The sequence below is a fragment of the Tolumonas lignilytica genome, assembly GCF_000527035.1.
GTDB lineage: Bacteria > Pseudomonadota > Gammaproteobacteria > Enterobacterales > Aeromonadaceae > Tolumonas > Tolumonas lignilytica.
The window spans coordinates 1,484,537-1,504,104 of the sequence record NZ_AZUK01000001.1; the positions used below are offsets into that span (position 1 = coordinate 1,484,537).

The 19,568-nt window shown below is 47.8% G+C and carries 13 protein-coding genes; 1 reads left to right on the forward strand and 12 read right to left on the reverse strand.

The features are described from left to right. Positions 1–23 precede the first annotated feature (23 nt). The gene (locus H027_RS0106935; protein ID WP_024871760.1) at positions 24–1,457 is read right to left on the reverse strand and encodes an NAD(P)-dependent malic enzyme; all 1,434 of its coding nucleotides are present in this window, start codon (positions 1,455–1,457) and stop codon (positions 24–26) included. A gap of 63 nt (positions 1,458–1,520) precedes the next feature. Then, complete coding sequence (locus tag H027_RS0106940; RefSeq protein ID WP_024871761.1) at positions 1,521–2,858, reverse strand: 2-hydroxycarboxylate transporter family protein; 1,338 nt, start codon at positions 2,856–2,858, stop codon at positions 1,521–1,523. A gap of 333 nt (positions 2,859–3,191) precedes the next feature. On the opposite strand from H027_RS0106940, the gene H027_RS0106945 reads away from it, so the two are divergent. Beyond that, entirely contained in the window at positions 3,192–3,887 is a 696-nt protein-coding gene (locus H027_RS0106945) for a glutathione binding-like protein (RefSeq protein ID WP_024871762.1), read from the forward strand. Between the two features lie 9 nt (positions 3,888–3,896). Here the strand turns inward: H027_RS0106945 and H027_RS18300 are convergent, their stop codons facing one another. The 10 genes from H027_RS18300 to tssJ form a co-directional block, all read right to left on the reverse strand. After that, on the reverse strand, positions 3,897–5,540 hold the full coding sequence (locus tag H027_RS18300; RefSeq protein ID WP_081741417.1) for an EAL domain-containing protein: 1,644 nt from the start codon (positions 5,538–5,540) through the stop codon (positions 3,897–3,899). Positions 5,541–5,613: 73 nt separating this feature from the next. Next, on the reverse strand, positions 5,614–7,218 hold the full coding sequence (gshA, locus tag H027_RS0106955; RefSeq protein ID WP_024871764.1) for a glutamate--cysteine ligase: 1,605 nt from the start codon (positions 7,216–7,218) through the stop codon (positions 5,614–5,616). A 231-nt stretch (positions 7,219–7,449) separates the two neighbouring features. Further along, entirely contained in the window at positions 7,450–9,072 is a 1,623-nt protein-coding gene (locus H027_RS0106960) for a phosphoethanolamine transferase (protein ID WP_051448964.1), read from the reverse strand. 344 nt (positions 9,073–9,416) lie between these two features. Beyond that, a complete protein-coding gene (locus tag H027_RS0106965) occupies positions 9,417–11,510 on the reverse strand; it encodes a type VI secretion system Vgr family protein (protein ID WP_024871766.1) in 2,094 nt (697 codons plus the stop codon). 16 nt (positions 11,511–11,526) lie between these two features. Then, positions 11,527–12,423: a serine/threonine-protein kinase gene (locus tag H027_RS0106970; protein WP_024871767.1), complete on the reverse strand. Its 897-nt coding sequence runs from the start codon at positions 12,421–12,423 to the stop codon at positions 11,527–11,529. Between the two features lie 35 nt (positions 12,424–12,458). Next, positions 12,459–13,196, reverse strand: a complete 738-nt coding sequence (locus H027_RS0106975; RefSeq protein ID WP_024871768.1) for a PP2C family protein-serine/threonine phosphatase — start codon at positions 13,194–13,196, stop codon at positions 12,459–12,461. Positions 13,197–13,203: 7 nt separating this feature from the next. Next, complete coding sequence (gene tssM, locus H027_RS0106980) at positions 13,204–16,725, reverse strand: type VI secretion system membrane subunit TssM (protein WP_024871769.1); 3,522 nt, start codon at positions 16,723–16,725, stop codon at positions 13,204–13,206. Continuing rightward, the gene (icmH, locus tag H027_RS0106985; RefSeq protein ID WP_024871770.1) at positions 16,722–17,588 is read right to left on the reverse strand and encodes a type IVB secretion system protein IcmH/DotU; all 867 of its coding nucleotides are present in this window, start codon (positions 17,586–17,588) and stop codon (positions 16,722–16,724) included. The genes tssM and icmH overlap by 4 nt, the downstream gene beginning before the upstream one ends. Then, complete coding sequence (gene tssK / locus H027_RS0106990; RefSeq protein WP_051448966.1) at positions 17,589–18,932, reverse strand: type VI secretion system baseplate subunit TssK; 1,344 nt, start codon at positions 18,930–18,932, stop codon at positions 17,589–17,591. It abuts the gene before it with no gap. Positions 18,933–19,081: 149 nt separating this feature from the next. Next, on the reverse strand, positions 19,082–19,555 hold the full coding sequence (tssJ, locus tag H027_RS0106995) for a type VI secretion system lipoprotein TssJ (RefSeq protein ID WP_024871772.1): 474 nt from the start codon (positions 19,553–19,555) through the stop codon (positions 19,082–19,084). Positions 19,556–19,568 lie beyond the last annotated feature (13 nt).

Sequence of the window (19,568 nt, forward strand, 5' to 3'; positions counted from 1 at the left end):
ACGTGCGCTGTTACATCCTTTGGTTACACAGTAAGACTTTCGAGCTTATTCTTACGAACTTTGGCCATGCCAGAGCGACGGGCGGTTTCCGCAACCACTTCGCTGACCTGTTTTACGACCTCTTTATTAAAAATATCAGGAATAATATAGTTTTCAGAAAGTTCTTCATCGGAGACGACCGAGGCAATGGCTCTGGCCACGGCCAGTTTCATCTCTTCGGTGATCTGACGTGCCCCGCAATCCAGTGCGCCACGGAAAATGCCGGGGAAACACAGGACGTTATTCAGCTGATTAGGATAATCGGAACGACCAGTCGCCATCACACGGACGTAAGGCGCAGCCTCTTCCGGTGAAATTTCCGGTGCCGGATTTGCCATCGCAAAAACGATCGGATCTTTCGCCATGTTTTTCACATCATCCACTTTCAGCACGCCTGGGCCTGATAAGCCCACGAACACATCCGCGCCCTTGATCACTTCCGACAGCGATCCCTGCTCATTGTTCGGATTGGTGATCTGCGCATATTCGTTCCAGCTCGCGTTGGCATACGGCTCGCCACGGAAAATGGCCCCATGACGATCGACACCAATCAGGTTCTTCACACCGGCATTCAGCAGAATTTTGGATACTGCAATACCGGCGGCACCAATCCCGACAACAATGACCTTCACATCGGCAATATTTTTCTTACACACCTTCAACGCATTCAGGAAACCCGCCAGCACCGTGATGGCCGTACCATGCTGGTCATCATGGAACACCGGAATATCCAGTTCCTGCTTCAGACGTTCTTCAATTTCAAAACAACGTGGTGCGGAGATGTCTTCCAGATTAATACCACCAAAAGTCGGTGCCAGTGCTTTGACTATGGCGATGATCTCTTCGGTATTTTTCGTATTCAGACAGATCGGGAAGGCATCCACCCCGGCAAACTGTTTAAACAGCGCCGCTTTCCCTTCCATGACCGGCATCGCCGCTTCTGGCCCGATATCCCCTAAGCCCAGCACCGCCGTACCATCAGAAACCACCGCCACCGTATTTTTCTTCACGGTCAGATCATAGGCCCGTTCCGGATTATGTGCGATCTCCATACACACCTGCGCCACACCCGGTGTATAGACCTTCGCCAGATCGGCCATATTATCAATGCTGTGTTTCAGGGTCGTTTCCAGTTTACCACCGAGATGCAGATGCGTTATTTCATCCATAAACTGAATATCGGCTTCGCCAAAACGCCCTTCCAAATTGTCTTTTATTTTAGCAATGCTGGTCAGATCCTTAACATGAAAATGTACCAGCACAGATTTATCTTTATTTTCCTTATATGACGCTTCAATTTTATTAATTTCACCATGATTAGATTCAATACCATGAATTATTTCATTCACATATTTAATCTTTTCACCACCCATCGCACGCACAATATAATTGTGATATTTGGTTGCATTCATAGTCATGATGTTTTTCCTGAATATTTTAAGTGTAACCTACAGAAATCCCAGATAATTTTCGTTAGAAAATTAATGCCACATTTGTAATAAGATCGTTGCTGAAATAACCGTTGCCACGCCACCGATACGGGTTGAAATCTGAGCGAAAGGCATTAATGACATCCGGTTAGAGGCAGACAATATTGCCACGTCACCCGTTCCACCCAAACCACCACGGCAACCGGTCACAATCGCAGCTTCAACCGGATACATGTTGATCTTCATCCCGACATAGAAACCGGCAACAATCATGGAAGCCACAATCGCAACACAGGTCAGTACGTAAGGCAGAGAGATAATCGCAGCAACGTCTTTCAGTGGAACATACAGCATGCCCAGACCAACCATCAGCGGCCATGTCAGGTTGCCAGCGATAAATTTATACAGTTGGAACGCACCGGTTTCTAAACGTTCTGGAATAACGCGCAACCATTTTGCAATCACGGCAGTCAGGATCATGATGATCGGGCCTGGAATACCGATATATTTGGTCAGCACGGTACCGATAATGAAGAAGGAACAAGCAAGCAGTAAACCCGCACCCATGATAGAGAAATCAATCGGTTTATCCGCTGCAGAAGGCATATTGGCCAGGTTTTCATTGGACTTAACCAGCACACCCTCGCCGCTGTATTTGGTATGACGCTCACCCAGACGTTTCAACAAACCTGCCGCAATGATCGCGACCACGTTACCGATGACCGCCGCCGGAATCATCTGTGCGACAAACGTACCTGCTTCATGCCCCAAAATACCGGAGTAGGCAATCGATAACGGCAGAATACCTTCACCCACCCCACCACAAATGATCGGCACGATGATGAAGAAAATGGTGTGATGGACGCTGTATCCCAGCGCAACCCCGACCACCAGACCGGTCGCAATGGCCGCCGCCGTGCCGACAATCATCGGAATAAAAATTCGCACAATCCCGTTGATCAGTGTCTGGCGATGCATACCCAGCATGCTGCCGCAAACCAGAATGGCAATGTACAGATACAGGAAGTTGGCCTTTTTCATCAGGGTTGTCACAGAATCAATGACCACGGGCGGCAAGACATGCCAGTACACCAGGAATGAAGGCACCATGAGCGCCAGAATCGCCGGGCCCCCAATATTACGCAGCAGGGGTAATTTCATGCCCAATTCGCTTAATACAATCCCCAGCGTCATAATTACCGCAAAACCCCCAATCATATCATTGGGTAAATTACCGGTTTTTGCCGCCATTAAAACAACCAGAGACAACAAGATATAAATAGGTAAAGAAATAATACCGACTTTAACATTCATTAATTTTTCAAAAATACCGGGCTCTTTTATTTGCCCCGCATTTTCTATTACAGATGATGGAGTAATTTCGCTCATCTCATTGCTCCTTAGCGTGTGTTTGCTATTTAACTTTCACGTTGTTGTAAGCAAACTATATAAGGTTTTAGCGAGGAGGATATTTAACGGAATTAATATGCGGATTATTAAATTAAAGTAAGCAGACAAAAAATCATTATTTGTGATAATAATTTTTCCACAAGAATTTCAGATTATTTGTCTGTGACACAGCTAACGCTTTGTGCGGTTTATTTACAGAAACTGTGGTGTTATTCAAATATCCCTGCAAACACTCACAGATGGTTTACGATCAGAAGTAATGGCGATAAAGTAAACGATGTCCACTTCCATCCGTGATCACAAGGGCCCGATATGTATACGTTGTTTTATGCACCGACTCCCAACGGTAAAAAAATCACCTTAATGCTGGAAGCACTCAATGTGCCATATCAGGTTATCCCCATCAACATTCGCAAAGGCGACCAGTTCCTACCCAGCTTTTTGGCGATTTCGCCCAACAACCGGATCCCCGCCTTAATCGATCATGAGTCTGGCATTGAAATTTTTGAATCCGGCGCCATTCTGACCTATCTGGCTGAAAAGCACGGCCAATTCTTACCCACCAGCGGCCCAACCCGCTATGCGGTTTTACAATGGCTCTACTGGCAAATGGGTGGCCTCGGCCCGATGGCAGGTCAGAATCACCATTTCAACCATTATGCCCCTGAAATTGTGCCTTATGGCATCAAACGCTATACCGAGGAAACCACCCGCCTCTACGGTGTACTCAACAAACAACTGGCAGATAAACGCTATGTCGCTGGCGACGAATATTCGATTGCCGATATGGCCATTTATCCGTGGGTCACATTATATGAACATCAGAAACAAGACCTGAGTCAGTTCCCGCATGTAGCCCGCTATTTACAAACCATGGCTGAACGTGACGATGTGCAACGCGGCATGCACAAATACGCAGATTTTGATTGGGATACCCAATTGACGGAAACGCAGCTACAAGAACTGATTGGGCAGCATCAGTCACATTCTGCTGCGGTGACGAAATAAACTATCGGTTCAACCGGATACACCGGCCTTTGACTGCGGAAGGTCCCGACAAACCGCGGCAGGCCAGTGTATCGCCATCAGTGCATCGATCGGCTCACCTTTTGCGTACAGCCAACCCTGATGCCGCCAAACCCCATGCCGAATCAGCCAGGCCGCCTGCTCAATGGTTTCTACTCCTTCAGCCACAATATCGATATCCATGTTCTGCGATAACTGAATAATGGCTTCCAGCACGGGCGCATTCACCGCACTGGTACCAATCGAAGCAACAAAGGATTGGTCGATCTTCAGCAGTGTGACCGGTAATGACTGCAGATAACCCAAACTGGAATAGCCGGTGCCAAAATCATCAATACCAATCGCGATTTGTTGTTGCCGTAATTGCTGTAAGGTCGCCACGATCGCCGGATTATTGTGCTCCATAATTTCCGATTCGGTAATTTCGACATTCAACCCGGGTAAATGCGTTTTATATTCCAGTAGCTGACGAATAAACATCGACGAACCCAGATGTTGTGCACCAATGTTTAACGAAATATAAAGCTGAGGATGCTGCGCCAATATGGGTTGCAGCTCTCTCGCCACATTTTCCAGTTGTTGCGAGGTTAATAAGACTATTACTCCGGTACTCTCGGCCATCGGAATGAATTCTGCCGGATTGATCAAACCAGCCACCGGGTGCTGCCAGCGCAGTAATACTTCGACCCCCAACAAGGTGCCGCTACGAGCATCCACGATCGGCTGGTAGACATTAAAAAACTGCCTCTGGCGGATCGCCGTCAGCAACTGACGTTTTGGATCACTGATTTTCTGACGTAAAAAGGCAAAAAACAGCGTCAGCAAACCCAACAGAAAGATCGCCAGTAACCACCACTGCCATCCCGGCAGATAAATTCCCCGGTATAGTTGCGCTGTTTCTACGCTGGTCATCAACACCAGTTGCGGTAACGAGTGTAAGGGTCGGGCATACCAATACTGATCCCGCAGATTATCTCCGAGACCTTCCAGCATCTGCCGATCAACCAGCGGAAACAATGGCTTCGACAGATGCACAGGTAAGGAGTAGTCACCATTCAATACCAGCGGAACACCGCTTTGCGCGTCAATCAGCCCCAGAAAAACCGGTTTTAATGCCAGACTGAGCATGAGGTCACGCAGCGATTGCGACGGCAGAAAGGCATCATTCTCATAGCCATCCCGCCCGCGGCGGCCAATCTGCAACCCCATCTGATTCATAAACGTATCGGATACCGGCCCCCGCACCACAATACGCTGAGCCGACCTATTGACTGGGATCTGCCCCAGCAAGAAGGAGGTTTGCCAACTAGAACACACCAGCATGCCCTTAGGGTCAAACAGTGAAAATTCGCTAATTAACGAAAGGCCGGCATGATAAGCATAAAATTTGCGGAGCACGTAGACAGAACAGTTTCGCGGTATCGACTCCATTTCGATCAAGGCCGCATCGATGTTGACGATCGACTGTTCAAAATACCGGGCTAATTGATCCACCTGGAGTCGCACTTCGTTCTGCCGCTGTATTTTGGCATCCAGCAACATGGCGGGATAACCAAAACTGATCAGCAGCAGCAATACCAAGGCTGCCGATATAAATGGCGATGTCAGTCTGCGCAAGTGGAACTTCCAGCTCATTTATCCGGTCCGCATGATCTCCCATTACCTTACAAGCATAATCGTAATAATTCCATTCGGAAGATTTTTACTATCAGCCGCAAGGCGAATATCTGACGCTGGGTAGCTGTAAATATTGCTGCAGATATTCATCAAACGGCTGATGATCGTCTGCCTCCAGCTCCGCCTGTTTCAGCAATGACGCCTGCGCTTCATCGCTAAAGTAATTGGCTTCCCAATATTGCAACGGTTCCTGTTGTAACTGTTGATGAAATAATTCCGCCTGCTGGCGACCGAACTCAGCATTATCCAGGTTTTGCGACAACAACTGATCCAGCACCTGAGCCGATAAGGTTTTGCTCGGGTCGCGCAACTTGTCACGTTGTGTCTGTAGCGCCAACTGGTAGTGTACCCGGCCATTGGCCCGATCCAGCAACTGGGCCACCAGTTGTAATTCATCAAACAACTGCTCGCCCCATTCCCGTAACGGCAATTCACCTTTCTCGGTCAGTAATTGCAAACCAGGGCGCCGCCCTTCCAATGCGACATGACTCATGTTGTGGCGATTGCGTTCGATTTCAGCCATCTCCAACTCGGGCGATGGACGCAATAAACACCAAACCAGGAACAGATCCAGAAAGCGTAACTGCTGCAATTCGACGCCAAATGGCATAAACGGGTTTACATCCAGCGTACGCAACTCAATATAGTCAATCCCTCGACGCTCCAACGCAATCAGAGGGCGCTCCCCGGAACGCGGAGTCCGCTTTGGCCTGATAGGTGCGTAAAGTTCATTTTCTAATTGCAGTACATGATCATTCAACTGACGGTAATCATCGCCTTCCTTTATACCCAGTGCCGCAAATCCGCTGTCTTTGGTGTGGAGCGCCCGACGAACGGAAGCCAGATAATCATTCAAATTACTGTGCGTAATATTCAAACTGGCCTGCGATTTATTGGTATATCCCAGATCCGATAAGCGCAATGACGTAGCATACGGTAAATAGAGTGTCCCCTTTCCAACCCGTTCAAAAGGCAGCCCCGTCGCTCTGCCTTGTAAAAATGAACTGCATAAGGCCGGAGACGCACCAAACAGATAAGGGATCAGCCAGCCAAAACGATAGACATTGCGAATCAATCCCATATAGCTGTCAGAGATCAATTTGCATTGGCAACATCCTGGCTGCTGTAACTGCTGCCACTCACTCCAGAAGCTATCCGGCATGGAGAAGTTAAAATGCACACCGGCAATGACTTGCATCATACTGCCATAACGATGATGCAGACCCTGTCGATAGAGGGTTTTCATGCGTCCCACATTTGAACGGCCATACTGGGCCAGACGTATTGTGCTTTCATCACCAATAAAGCAGGGCATCGATAATGGCCACAACCGTTCATCACCAATATTTTGCTGCGTAAAACGATGAATATCCCCCAATTGTGCCAGCAAGACATCCAATGAATCGGACACCGGTGTAATAAACTCCATCAGACTTTCGGCATAATCCGTGGTGATATTGGCATGCGTCAGGGCTGCACCTAATTGCTGCGGATGATCCAGGGGTGACAGCCGTCCGTCTGGCGTGATCCGTAATGATTCACGCTCAATACCACGCCGAATCCCTCGTACAGCGAAGACTCGTTCCGGAGCACTTAACTGTTCGATGATTTCAGACAAAGACGATGGCAACGACATAGAAAACCTCATGGCTGGAAGACGATTGCAATAAATACGAAAAAGACAAATCAGCAATCATGTCATACGGATACAAGATAACATCTGTTTGAGCATAACGCGCCATCTTGTTAACGTCACGTTAACTCTGAAATAACACACTGAATTTGGCAGGTGACGATGCCGTAACCAACCGCTTTGGTCTAGGTATACGCAATAGGTGATCAGGCCATGAAACATGGCCTGCCAAGATTAACGCCATGCTGTATATGACGGTGGATTAGCGCGGGTAACAAAAGGATCTAGTGGTAACTTATCATAATCGACCCGGCTGGGCGTGAAGTTCGTCACATAGACCGGTGGCCCCGGCTGTTCCGACATGAAATGATATTTAGGTGCCACTTCTCGGCTACGGATCCCACTCCATTCCGCAAACAATGACATGAAATCGTTAGCTGAACGCATCGCCTTGACCACACGATGGCGAGTATCGCCACTGGAAGTGATAAACATCGGGACTTGATAGTTTTGCTGGAATTGATCGCCGTGTGACAAGTATTCCGATTTGGAACCACGCTCCTGAAACGCTAAACCATGATCGGAAAAATAGATCATCGAAAAATTCTTGCCGCTGTTTTGCAACTGCTGATACAACGAAGCTAAGAAACTGTCTGTCTGAGTAATGCTAAACAGATAGCAGGAGATTTCTTCATTATCCACAAACGCCGCATATTGATGATGGGTTCGTTCGCAGGCTTTCGGATGTGATCCCATCAGATGATAGACTATCAGCTTGGGGGCTTCCGTGTTTTCGTTCAGTGCATCATGGGTAAATTTCAAGAGATCTGTGTCTGGGGTATCCTGCGAAATAAAATTACCGTTTTTCAGAAAATGGACGTTATCGGCCCGCTTGGCAATGCTGGCAATTGCCGTATCGTAATGCCCCAATTGTCCCTGGTTTGAAAACCAATAGGTATGGAATCCGGCTCGTTTTGCCAGCGTCACAATATTGTTCTGATATTGCGGCTGATCATCCTTACCCACCAGCGTCAGCGTCAATCCCAAAGAGCGCTGGGTTGAGGATGCCGCCGACAGATAATTATTAAACAGTACACCATTCACATGACTCATGAATGGCGTGTTATCCCACTGGCCGCCAAATGCACCCAAGGCATCACGCCGAGCACTCTCACCGATCACGACCACATACACCTGATGTTTAGGTTTTACAGCAATAACGTGCCAGTTATCCTGCAAGGTAGACAAATTTTGCATCCGCCGGTGTTCGGCATTAACGGTCATATTAATCAAGGTGATATCTCTTACGAAACGGAACACCGGATAGCTGGCATTCAACAACGAAAAAGAGCCTTCTGCATAAAAATCTTTCACTGGAGCAACTAGCCAAATTGCCAAAAACACCGTTAGCAACGAAGAGTGCTGACCAGACCAACGCGGAAACACCCGAACCGGACACCGCAACACCAGCAAAGTAATTCCCAGAATGCCTAATGAAACCAGATAGTACCAAAGTGGGAAAACCCGCAATATTTCACCCGCCTCTTCCGGATTGGATGAGTAAAGCGAAAGAATGCTATTAAAGTTCGGGGCGCCATAAGTACGACCAAACGGAAAGTAGCAGGCCGCAACCAGAGCGCTGGCAATCAGCAGGTATTTGAATGTGCGCCGAGACACCCTTTCCAGTAAACACAAAAAGCAAAAGAAGCCTACAACATCGATCGCATGTAATTCGTAGCCCAGCGAAATATTAATCAGCAAGGCCAGCAGGAACAAAATTCCGGAGTTCCAGCTAAAAAATTCCTGTACGCGAGAATATGAAACAGCCTGTCGTAAGGTTAAGTTTATAAAGTTCATCTGATTTTCTGGATGGAATGTCAACGATCTACATGGCTGTTACGCAACCATGCCCCACGGGAGGAACCGCATCGAAGGCCTTGTTTGAACTCCCGTCATACAGGCTGTAAAAACACGCTCAGCTTATGCTAAGAAGCCCTGGAGCGGAGCCTTTATTCCTGTGACGTAGCAAGCAAAATTAAGTTTTTGTGACAAAAAAATGACAAGAAAGTCACTTTTGACAAAAAAGCACGAGCAAAAACGTCCATATAGAGCTTTGCCCGGCTCAAATGAAGGTATAAGCAGTCACGCATTGCCATCAACTGAAGGGGGTGAATACGCGGATGTTTCTATATTTGGCATTCTCAATCTGAATAAATAATTTCATTGATTGCTTTTACCGCACGATTTTCAACCGGCTCTGGGGCTCTCGTCTGGGGTATATTACCGCTCCCGCTGCTATGCACGCCTGCGGGCCGATGCGGCAAGACGGCCGTTTCACTACCCGCAGTAAAGGCACCTCCTCCCTGGTTCAGGGTAACAACGGAACCACTAAGCGTGATCCCGCCGGGATCCAGTTTGATAAAACTACCTCCGGCCTGCAGTACTAATTCGGCTCCGGCATGATAGATTGCACGATCCTCGCTTTGCCAAACGGCACTTTCCTCTGCCTGAATCAGACTCATCTGCTGAACATGCTGCGCGTGATTACCATGGATCGTGCCGTGTTGACTTTGCTTGATAACCTTCTGATGCCGCGCTTCGAGTGTAATATGTTGTTCCCCACGCACCTCCCGGTAATCATCACCACCTATCGTACGGGCATGACTTCCATCTAGTTGGCTATGACTGCAGCCCAGAATTTTGGCATCCCAATCCTTTTCTGCCTGCCAGCGCAGTTCTTCTTGGCCTTTTTTATCTTCAAATCGCAATTCATTCGTTCCCTTGCCATCTGGGCTGGAACAGGTCCGAATACCACTGCGTGTCATGTGTTCTGGTTGCTGCCAAGGAGGGATCTTAGCGCCATTATGCAGGCAGCCTGTAATTAACGGCTTGTCAGGATCTCCCTCCTCAAAACTCACCTGTACCTCTTGGCCTATCCGTGGCAATCGGGTTACACCATAACCATTACCCGCCCAATCCTGCATGACGCGGATCCAGCAACTAGTCCGTTCATCACGCCGCTCTTCCCTGTCCCAATGAAACTGCACCTTAACTCGGCCCAGTGCATCGGTATAGATGTCCTCTCCAGCCGGGCCGGTGACTGTCGCAGTTTGCACACCACCTAATCGTGTTTTTTGTAAAGCACAATCAGGACGCCACGACGTCTCTGCCGGAATAGCGGTGAAATCACTGCATAACGTTGCCTGCCCATTACTAAACTCTTCCAGAACCTGAGGCTGTTCGCCTCGAAGTTTCACGTCCGTCAGTAACCAGCACGCATTCACGTCTGCTCGGGAATGTCCGCTGATGGAAAGTAGTCCACCACTATATAATTGCGACAAATTACCGTTTCCGCTGGCTGAAATCTGTTCCTTTTGTAAGGCTTCTAAATGTTGCCTTACTCGTCTCTGTACTGCCGCTGTATGATACTCATCGCTTTGATACACATAGTGATTCAGATGACGCAAGTTGCTTACTTCACTGCCCGATTTTACTCCCGACGAGGCGTACTGAACCACATCCAAGCGCCGTTGCGGTTGGTGTAAGTCAAATACCCGTTGGCTAGTCATATTGGCACCAACGGCATGCCTGACACAAAAGGACTGTAAAGTCTCTTCATCTGCTATCTGACCAGTTCCCGGTTTATACTGCGCGACTAACAAGCGGTCACTCCAGCCAGACGAATGATCCGCTAATATCAGTCGGCTGCCATGCTCATCATGTTCAAAATGATAATGAATCCCCTCTTCACCCAATAATCGGGTGATAAATTGCAGATTGCTTTCTCCATATTGCACACAATATTCTCGGGGCGCATAAACCGCATTGAGTCGCCACTGCACCTGCTCACTGTCGATATGGTGCTCCTGAAAGAGTTGCTTGATAATATCCGGCACACTTTTGTGCTGGAAAATCCGTTGATTTTGTCCAAGCGAGAGCCAAGATAATGTCGGCCGCATAACCAACTGATATTGTGTTAAACGCGTGCCCTGACTCTGTCGCCGAAATTGCCAGACCTGCCCATGAAAATAAGTTTTACCGTGACTGCCTACCAGCATGAATATGGCGGGGGTTCCAAGCAGTACTTCCGGATTAATCGCAGCTTGTTCACTCACAAGCGTCAGCTCCAACACCCATGGTGTGTTCAAGCAATCTGCCGCAGTAAACCGTAATACCTGCATGTCATAACCCGCTGCCAACGTAAGGAAAAATCGCGATTCATTTGCTTTCCATAACTGACATGCATCAGAAGCGGGACGGAAGTCATTCCCCTGCAGATTATCTAATACCGACATGATGTCTTCCTTGAAATTACGATAACCAATTCTTTTTTAAGTCACTTTTATCCAATTGCGCCAGAACCTGATGTAACGTATCCAGGTTGCAACTACGCTCCTGATGGGACCACTTCAACCCCTGCAAAAGGGCCTTATCGAATGGATGTCGTCGGTTAAAGATCGGTTTTATAATGTCGCCCCGAGCTGCAGCCTCGTCGGTTGTATCCTGAAATGGATGTTTCCCACTAAAGAGGCGATAGAGTACACAACACACAGCGAACACATCGGTTGTCATCGTCGATAAGTTTTCTTCAAATAATTCCGGTGCGGCATATCGACAACTGCAGGCACGAACGACCTGACGAGCAGAGACAGGTTGATATATCTGGCGACTGATCCCGAAATCAAATAAGGTAAGATGGTTAGCTGGTGAGATAATAATGTTCGCCAGTTTAATGTCTCCGTGCACAATGCCTTGAGCGTGACAATGGCGAACGGCATCAACCAACTGTTTCGCAAAATGTAAGGCCATTTCTGTCGGTATCACCTGGCGATATAACAATTCTTCCAGAGGCAAGCCTTCCAGCCAGTCCATGATCAGAAATGCCTTATGCTGTTCCCGACATACATCGAAATGACGGATCGCCACCAGGTTAGGATGTTTCAACCCTGAACCAATGACATACTCCATAAACAACCGTTTATCCGCGTTCACATCATCGTCTTGTTCCGCACATGACATCTTGATGGCGATTTGATGACTAATACCGAAAGACTGCACCAGTGTATCGATACCGCGATACACGACTCCCATGCCACCAATGCCGAGTATGTTTTGTAGTAAATAACGCCCAGCCAGCATCGACCGCGTAATAGAATTAGGTGACAACGGCGCACTGGAAATTTCGTCATTTAACAGAGCTATATCCATCCCATGCCTCTGTTTTATTATTGATATTGTTTTGGTTATGAATTATTCCGCACCACGACAGCCGTGAGGTTATCGCGCGCTGTACCGGATAAGGAATACTGCATCAACATCTGCACGGCTTTCCCCGGCTCCAAGGTACTCAGACACTGGATAATTATTCCGGTTGATAATTCCCGATAAAGCCCATCAGTGCAGAGCAATAGCATGTCGTCGGGATATAACTGCAGTTCCGCACTTTCCAATACTAATTCCCTATCCACCCCAACGGCCCGTGTTACCACATTATTGAGCGGGTGTTGCAGCGCAGCTTCCGGCGTGATCCGTTTGGTATTAACCCATTGCTGTACCAAACTGTGATCTTCGCTGATTTGAAACAAAACGCCACGCCGTAATAAATAACAGCGACTGTCACCGGCCCAGATGCAGGTAGCCCGTCCCGGTTGTGCCAGCAAGGTCATGATGGTGGAGCCGATAATCTGTCGAGGGTTAACCAGTGTTCGTTCACAACTCAGATGAAAATTGGCCCATTGCAGAGCATCGATCACAGACTCTCGTCGTTTATCGAGATCAGGCTCCCACGGAATATTCAATAACGATTCCGTGACCAACTGGCTGGCTAACCAACCCTGCTGATGCCCTCCCATGCCATCAGCAACAGCCCAGAGACCACGCTCTGCATTCATTAGATACGTATCTTCATTCTGTACTCTAATGTTACCCGCACAGGTTGCTGCTGCCGATGACCAATAACGAGCAGAACTACGTGTCAACATGGCTATATCACAAATGCTCTGGCAGTTCAAAACCTGCCAGCAGCCCTCGTTGCAACGGGTTCGGACTGTGATTACTGGAGAAAATATACTGTGCGTGGATCCCCTTATTTTCGACCGTCACTCTCAGTTGATCTTCTCCGTCTAAGGCTTCGACGTGGCAATGATCTAACAGTCGGAACAGTGACCAGATACCACTTTGTTTGGTCAGCATACTTTCTTGTCCATTCAAATCTTGCACGTTCAGCGTAGCAACACTATTTCCCTGTACCATTGGCCAGTTCAGATCGACCGGTACTATCGGCCCATGCTGATACACCAGCGATTGCCCGGCATACACAAATTCCGATTTCAGAGCACTGGGATCCAACTCCTGAGGTTGAACCTTAAAACTCACAGACGTCTGTCCGTTTCCCTCAGTAAAGAAGGCTTTCTGAATTTGTGTTGCCCGTTGGAATTGTTGTAATGCAAGATGGCTGAGGTGAATTCCCTGCCCATCAATGGAACGGGATAATAACTCTCCCCCCCGCACCAGAAAGAAGGGCTTTAGAGGACCGGCAACAAACTGGTCCAGTATTCCGCCTTTTTTAAAGAACTCATTAAAATCACCGAGCGTGACATCTTTTGCTGCATCAACGAAGGGATAGCGTCCTTTTATCGTATTTTCATAGGCGGTCAACACATCCGTACGGTATTGCATCTGCACATACTCAGCAGCGCGATCTAGGATAAGACGCCATGCCTGATCGCTGACATCCATCAGCCAGGTTCGGATAGGTTCAGGCAGTCTTGCAGCAACAATACGTACTTGGGTTAATTCGTCCGGATGCCCTGACATACGATTACTGGCCATCTGGTAAGCTGCCGCCTCCAGATCCGGGGCGTGAGCAAGCCCGGAAAACAGGGCTTGCAGCGAGTTCAATGCACTCATTGCATCCGCCAATGCTGAGTTCGGAGTCCCATTTGCCTGGATCAATTGATGGAAGGGAGCAAACTTCAGTGACAATGCTTGTTTTGGTCCCTTATTTTGCGCTTCGTCCAGTGTTGACCCCACTTGAGCGACCAGAGCTTGTGCCAGTTTGCCCTTCCCGGCTTTCTTCAATGCTCCTGCCTCAGCTGCATCCGTAACCGATTCCGGGAGCTTAAATAAAGTATTATCGCGGATCAGTGCCAGAATACGTTGTATCGGCTGATTATTATTGAGGTTGTTCAATGTGTTACTAGCATCCGTGACATCACTCATTGCCTTTAACTGCAACTGTCCGATGGCTTCATTCCAATAGCTGATGTAGTCCTGAAAATAGAGATTCTCAACCTGTGCATAAAGCCTTTGGCATTCCTGTTCACTCATATCTGTCGATGAACTCAAGACCCAATTATCACGCATGATGTCTTTGATTAAGGTCAGCCCTTTACGCAAAAATACATCCTGATAACCTCGTTGCGTGTACAACCCCGGAATACCGTAATCACCACCAATAAAACTGTGATACTGCAAACCTTGCACATCATCAAAATGCACCGCAGGTAATGTCACGGCCAACGGATCTTCTTTAATCATGCGGTACACCAACTTCGCAGGTGATTCTTGCTGCAGCACATGTTGCGTGTCTTCTACCAGATGCGCATCAATGTCTATTGGTTGAAACCCAATGCTTAGCAATGTATCCAGATGATTCAGCAGATTATTTTGTAACATCGCCTGTCCGCTATAGAGATCGGCCCACGACAAACTGATCCAGTGCCGTAAATAGTTGTTATCCAAATGAGAGGGATCGTGCAACATCAGATAGGCGCGCAGTGCTTTCAGCAAATAATCCCGATCATCGGTGCTGGCTCGTAATTGCTCCTCCAGAAGTTGTTTGAGCTTGGGCAACATCAGCCGACGCAATTGCTGTTCATAGGCATGTTCAACAACCGGATTAATCCGATGCCCCTGATACAAGCTGAGGCGATAAATCCAGTCTGCTCGGTTACTGGGAGGATACACTTCGGTTGCCTGACGCAAGGTTTTTAGGACAGGCAACAAGGCAGAGGCATCCGAGACGGGAGGAATTTTCTGTTGCTCGTTTTCTACCTTGGTATAAAGGTCATGCAGCTGTTGCTGACGTGAACTATTGTCGTAAAACACTCGCATCCATGTTGAACCGATCCCGAGCACGATAACCAAGGCACTCAGACAGGCAAAGCGATTCGTCCAGCGAATGCCCCGTTCATAACGCGTATCGACACTCGCCAAATCACCTTCCGTAAAGACAATATCTTCCAACACCCGGCGAATAAAAAATCCCTTGTTCATTGCCGAGAAAGGCAGTAACTCCCGTTGCAATCCCAAATTTCGGCCGATCTTGATGGTGGAATCATTCAAGGGTTGATGCGATTCGAGCTGCGGTGCACTAGTGAGATAAATACCGCGTAACCGGGTTGGCAAATGGTAACGGTTGCGACCAAAGGCTATTTCAACAAAGAGCGCCAATGGTTCAACGATGGCAGCAAACTGCAACGGGAAACGGATGATTTCACCTCGACGGTTGACATCACGTTCATGGTGAATCAGCGATAATACCATGTCGTTAATACGCCGAATGAGCTCTTCAAATTCAGCGTGCAAAACATCCGCTTGTGTTCCATCACTATTTTCTTTGAAAGTCACACCGACAATCTGTTCCCGTTCTTCTTTGCTCAATTGATCAAAAAACGTATTAAAGCCATCGAGATAATCGCCTTTGCTTAACACCAGATAGACAGGAATATCGGAAGATAATGCCGCTTGGATTTGCTGGATCCGTCCCCGTACCGTGCGAGCATACTGTTCCAAAGCCCCTTCATGCTGACGTAACAGTTGCCCGACATCCAGCGTAAACACAATCCCATTCAGCGGACGACGACGGCGTTTTTGGCAGAGCATTTGCAAAAATTGTGGCCAAACAGTCGCCGCTACGGAGTGTTCCTCCTGCAACATGTAGCGACCGCTCGCGTCAATCATTACCGCCTGATTGGCAAAATACCAGTCACAATAACGGGTCTGACCGATATCTTTAGTTATCCGTTCATCTGCTTTATTCAGAGGAAAATCGACCCCCGAATTTTCCAACAATGCGGTTTTCCCACTATTCTGATCCCCCATTAGTAAATACCACGGAAGCTCATAACGCGAAGTACGTCGTTTCCCATAAAAACTGGCGTGTTTGATCACGTGAATCGCTTTATTCAACCGCTCTTTCAGAATGTGTAATTCATCATCAATCTGTTCGTCATTTTGCAATTCTGTTTTCAGTTGCTCAGCATTGAGCAAGCGGCGGCGGCGATGTTTTTGCAAGGGTTTTGCCACCAGCAAAGCCACCAGCCAGCCCGCCAACAGCAAGCTCATCACCAAGAACCGGATATTCAGTGCGGCCAGAAAAGTATGCCCGGCAACCGCGATCAATGGACCGACCTCAAAAACCAGCACACACCCCATTAATATCAGAAGCAGGGTCCAACACCAGGTCTGTTGTATGGTATGGATACATCTACGGAAAAAATTTTTCATTGTGCGTTATGTCCTTGTTGCTGGGCAGCATCTTGATACAGCTCGGTAACAACGTGCGTCTGTTGATCCAATACATAATCAAAACCCGCATACACCAATCCAAGACAGCACAACGCCATCACCAGAATCAGCCACACCGGAACATAGATTGGCAATTTCTGTTTGCCTGTACCGGTTGATTGCCAGTTAATCGCCAGGTCTTTGGGATGATCGCCACGAATCAGCCGGATCTGGCGATAGAGACTATTTCGGATGGCCTCCAGCTCTGCCAGCCCGCGTTGCAAAACCCGATATTTGCCTTCATACCCCAGGCTTAAACAGACATAAATCAGCTCTAATATATTGATATGTTTAGTCGGATTACGTGATAGCTTGTCGAGTAATTGAAACAGTTTCTCTCCGCCATTCGCCTCATTATGAAAAATAATCAGCAGGCTGTTTTTCGTCCAATCCAGATGCGAACTCCACGGCTTCGTGACCACCACTTCATCTAAGACCGTGCACAACACATAACGAGAAGCTATGATTTCCGTGTTATCACACCCCTGCGATAGCGCCATGAATTCAAACTCTTTGATCCGTTTAACCAGTTCTTCTTTTAATCCTGCTGGCGCGGCATAACTCTCGATGGATACCTCGGATATCGCCTGAAATAAGGGCGATGCTGCCATCAGGAGTGGGTTCACACCGACATGCAGTACCTTTTCTTCCCGCAACCGGGCCGCATGCAGCATGCGATCATCCAATTGCTGATAACGTGCTGTTTTATTGACAGTCATCTTGGGCAACGGAACAACAACATCCGCGTCATCATTTTCCTGATGGCCAAGAAATACGGTATGTTCTAAATTTACGCTTGCCATCTAGTTATTCCTTATTGCCCAGAGATGAAGTTGTAATCCGGGAAATTCACCGGCTACATGCAGCGCAAAACCACCGGAACTTTCCAGTTGGGCGCACATCATTGCATCGAGTTCCAATGAGAAATAAACCTGTCGGGCATGAAATGGTAATTGACGGGGTGCCGTCGATAGCGGCCGCACAGGAATACCCGGTAAATGTAAATTCACCATTTGCCGGATCAGTTCTACAGGACCCACTTTCATCTGTGCAGGCAACCGATTCCTTAGCTGCTCTTGTTCGCTATCTGCCTGAACTGCCAGAACAAATTGAGAATGCTGCAGTAAGGTTTTATCTTGCAGCGGTGCAACCAGAATGCCGTACTTCCTGGGTTGTAATGGCAATTCAATCGCATGCTGTTCGATAACCTGGCTCAGGTGTTGACGCAATTCGTTCATGACACGACTGAAGCAGGCATATTGTGTGGCATGGGTATAGCTCACATCACTTTGCGGACGTCGGCCTTCATGACCAAATGAAGATAATTCACCGTAGAGCGCAGCCATTTCCATGAACACACGCTCAGGATGCGTCTGTTTTAACTGCAGCAAGTGACGAAGCCGGGGTTCATACCGGTTCATCAGCATCAACATCACGAAATCACCGAGTTCGGATACGCCGAAGCGCCCCCCTTCCCGCATGCGTTCAGCCAGTGTTTCTGCCCGGTGAGCCAATAGGTTAACCAACTCACGTAAATAACCCTGATATTGCGCGCATTCGCCAAAATGCAAGAAACTGGGCTGGAAAGATTCATCTAAGGTCACAACACCGTCGGTGCTGACATCAGAAATTCGGCATAATGGCAGCTTAAGCCAACTGAGCCCGTCCAACAAACCATTCGTGGCTGTCTCTTGTTCCATCAGCAGACGAAAGTCATGACGACAATACAAGACGGTACAACTGTTCTGCGCTCCATAGTTGCTGTCATATGCCTGTGATTCGTAGCTGACAAAAGGCGTGATCACCTGCTTTTCGTCCGCCAAGCGATTCTCAACCGAATTACTCGCACTTAAGGGTAACGCCAGATAAACCAGTGCATCATACACACCGGATTTCACATCAAGGGTGGGATGAGCATAGGGGTCTATTTGAAAAGAAGTCCCATCCGGTAAAATACCCACCGCACGAGCCACGACAATTTTTCCCATCATGAGATATTGTCGATCAATCTCAAGTTCAAAAAATCCCCAATTCTGCGGTCTTGCAGTCTGCAATAACTGTTTAAATTGCTGTTGATAATAACGATCTTGCTGCTGAAGATGCTGCGGTCGCAATAGCATCCCCTCGCGCCAAACGACTTTATCCATTTTTATCCCGTTTATTTCTTTATTATTTCTGTTGCATGTTGTAACACTGGCAATAACGTATCCATACTGTCACTTATGCATGCAGGGCGGCGAATATTGGCCACAGTGCTCTTTTCCAACTAGGGAAGTGACCAACATTCACATCTAATTTATTGTTTTTTATTGTTTTCTTGTTCGCGATTCATCAGTCGAATGGCATCTTTCGTTAAGCTTAGATGAATATCTGTGTGATCCTCCTTTTGGGGTTGCAGAACATATCGCCAGATAGCCTTATCAAGCGCTCGGTATTCCGCAATCACCCCAATGAAGCGAGACCCTGCGTGCAGACGTAGCTTGAATTGTTTTTCCTCTCCCGGCCGGATTGGCAGATCTTCTTCTGCAACATACTCAGGGCCCAGTACGTTTTTCGTATTACCGACCAGAGCAAAATAGTCGGCATTTTCAAAAGCAGTATGCGATTTCATCTCTACCAGTTTGACTACCATCGGTGAGGGTCGATTGGCCAAATCTGGATTCAAATCCGACGTCGCTGTCATGGTCAGATCCAATAAGGTAGAGGCAGGACGACTGCTGCAAGCAGCCAGCAAGATCCCGACCACAGTTATTACTATCACTTTTTTCATGTCATCACCGGTT

Excerpts from the sequence above, each read along its gene's own strand:
- H027_RS0106935 (WP_024871760.1), bottom strand. The coding sequence starts at position 1,457 with ATGACTATGAATGCAACCAAATATCACAATTATATTGTGCGTGCGATG.
- H027_RS0106940 (WP_024871761.1), bottom strand. The coding sequence starts at position 2,858 with ATGAGCGAAATTACTCCATCATCTGTAATAGAAAATGCGGGGCAAATA.
- H027_RS0106945 (WP_024871762.1), top strand. The coding sequence starts at position 3,192 with ATGTATACGTTGTTTTATGCACCGACTCCCAACGGTAAAAAAATCACC.
- H027_RS18300 (WP_081741417.1), bottom strand. The coding sequence starts at position 5,540 with ATGAGCTGGAAGTTCCACTTGCGCAGACTGACATCGCCATTTATATCG.
- gshA (WP_024871764.1), bottom strand. The coding sequence starts at position 7,218 with ATGTCGTTGCCATCGTCTTTGTCTGAAATCATCGAACAGTTAAGTGCT.
- H027_RS0106960 (WP_051448964.1), bottom strand. The coding sequence starts at position 9,072 with ATGAACTTTATAAACTTAACCTTACGACAGGCTGTTTCATATTCTCGC.
- H027_RS0106965 (WP_024871766.1), bottom strand. The coding sequence starts at position 11,510 with ATGTCGGTATTAGATAATCTGCAGGGGAATGACTTCCGTCCCGCTTCT.
- H027_RS0106970 (WP_024871767.1), bottom strand. The coding sequence starts at position 12,423 with ATGGATATAGCTCTGTTAAATGACGAAATTTCCAGTGCGCCGTTGTCA.
- H027_RS0106975 (WP_024871768.1), bottom strand. The coding sequence starts at position 13,196 with ATGTTGACACGTAGTTCTGCTCGTTATTGGTCATCGGCAGCAGCAACC.
- tssM (WP_024871769.1), bottom strand. The coding sequence starts at position 16,725 with ATGAAAAATTTTTTCCGTAGATGTATCCATACCATACAACAGACCTGG.
- icmH (WP_024871770.1), bottom strand. The coding sequence starts at position 17,588 with ATGGCAAGCGTAAATTTAGAACATACCGTATTTCTTGGCCATCAGGAA.
- tssK (WP_051448966.1), bottom strand. The coding sequence starts at position 18,932 with ATGGATAAAGTCGTTTGGCGCGAGGGGATGCTATTGCGACCGCAGCAT.
- tssJ (WP_024871772.1), bottom strand. The coding sequence starts at position 19,555 with ATGAAAAAAGTGATAGTAATAACTGTGGTCGGGATCTTGCTGGCTGCT.